At 34.8% G+C, this 1,975-nt stretch carries 1 protein-coding gene and 2 pseudogenes; all 3 read right to left on the reverse strand.

Annotation, left to right across the window (positions count from 1 at the left end; translation table 11 throughout):
• Nucleotides 1-468 (reverse strand): phage integrase central domain-containing protein (locus ACFIKX_RS08500; RefSeq protein ID WP_404977331.1); only part of this gene is annotated, 468 nt, incomplete at its 3' end.
• A 378-nt stretch (nucleotides 469-846) separates the two neighbouring features.
• A pseudogene (locus tag ACFIKX_RS08505) lies at nucleotides 847-1,122 on the reverse strand (hypothetical protein); the annotation flags it as partial.
• Between the two features lie 113 nt (nucleotides 1,123-1,235).
• A pseudogene (locus tag ACFIKX_RS08510) lies at nucleotides 1,236-1,529 on the reverse strand (hypothetical protein); the annotation flags it as partial.
• Nucleotides 1,530-1,975: the final 446 nt, after the last annotated feature.

Raw genomic sequence — 1,975 nt, forward strand, 5'->3', positions numbered from 1 at the left:
TTTTTTGACGCCTAAAGTTGGATTATTTTCCAAAAGACCTTGATCAATTGCCCAATTAAAAAGTCCATTAAGGGCTTTCAGAAAGTTTCTAGCCATTGCTGGTGTTTCTTTGCGCCGTTCAACACCGGCTATGATATGTTTCTTTTCAATTGCTTGGTATGGAATATTTCCTATGGAGTCGCATATCTTCATAAGAATGTATTCTTTTTGTTTCTTTGTAGTATTAGAGTAGCTATGCCAATTAGAGCTGTTAAAGTATTGTTTAAGCAGCCATGCAAATGAACCTTCAACAAGTTTACCGGTTTTTGATTTAGGAAGTATAAGTCCTTGTAACTCGGCAAGTGCGCTTTTGTAGTTATCAACAAACTCTTGCGTTCCATAGGTACCGCGTATTCTAATGCGTTTGCCGTGACCAATACGTACATACCATACAATTTTGCCATGTTGAGTAATTTGTTTGATAGCCATAACAAGCGTTATAGGCTCTGTAATTCCAACGAGTGATTAAAGATCATACGCATCGTTTACGTTTCTTTTGATAAGTTTTCATATCTCTCATAGAGCACTTGCAATATGATACGTTTTGTATATATGCACTCATTACTCCATTGTGGATGATTCATTTTAATCAATAAGAAACGCTATTTGAAAGCCGCGTCATATCACTTGGCACGGCTTTCTTTTATTTTACTCTCTCTTTTATGATATGTTTATAGCAATGCATTTTATATGCGTTTATACACCATAAAAAGGCACGCCCCCCATATCTATTTTTATTCTGTTTTATCAGTTATATTGACAACATTATCGTTTTCATAAACCTTACATTTTTTTGGAACGACACTTACTTTGACTGTTTAATTTTGCATTGCCATAGGCTTTACCCCAGACCTTGTCATGATAGGAAATCTTGGCATTGCCATAAACCCACGCATTATCATACACCCAGAAATTGCCATCATGGGATAAGTTACTTTCCTTTTCGATATAGCCTCCCAGATCACCTACTTTGACATCATCAAAGTCTTTTAAAGCTTTAATGCGATAAAGGTTTGTAATTTTCTTAGTAATTCTATCTTTAATTTGTTTGATTTCATTTGTTAATTGGTATTTTTTGCACATAAAGATACCCTCACAATCTAATATGATAAACGTTTGCTAAAATTTGGAATAGGAAAATTTGAAAGAGGAGCGCCCCCGCCACGCCTGTACTTTCATTTACACCGCTTTATTGATTAGACCCAGACAATCTCTAATTCACCATAAGGAGAGAGACGTTCAGTATAGGTTTTTATTTTAGTAGACTCGCCGACATTTTCACGAATAACAGCAATGCCATGAATATTGGCATTTTCATAAACCCTAGCATTGCCATAAACCCTTGCATTTTCATAAACGTGACCATTTTTAAACACAAGAGCCTCATCATAGTCCCAGCAATTGCCCTCATGAGAGAGGTTATCTTCCTTTTCAATAAAGCCGCCTAAGGTACCTGCTTTGATATCAGCAAAATCTTTTAATGCTTTAATAATGACGTCAATTAAATCTATTTAGGATAAATAGCGAGTATCAGGTGAGGTAAAGTCATTTAAAAGCGGATAAATTTTTTTCAAAAAGTTTTTTAAATGCGGTTTATCCACAGCCCATGGCATAGGATAAGATCAGCAAAGTAGTGAAATTTGCTGTTTATTTTATGGAAAAAAGACAAATGAAGCATGTGCTTTAAGATATCAGAATGAGTGTTTTGATACATTTTACCACGCATTTTATAGATAGGTTTTGAAGGTTTCTCAAAATACTCAAAACCTTCAAAACTTATAGATAAGGCGTTCTTTAAAGGTTCACTCTATGAATGCAAGGGGATATGGTTGAGCAAATTTATCTTTTATATTTATGGGGATATTAATGTATTAACCATTGACGGGCTAAACAGTTTTGTTTAGAGGTTTTTCCATAGAAATGTGGGGGAGAGATC

The sequence above is a fragment of the Bartonella sp. CM86QHHN genome, from assembly GCF_042194695.1.
Lineage (GTDB): Bacteria > Pseudomonadota > Alphaproteobacteria > Rhizobiales > Rhizobiaceae > Bartonella.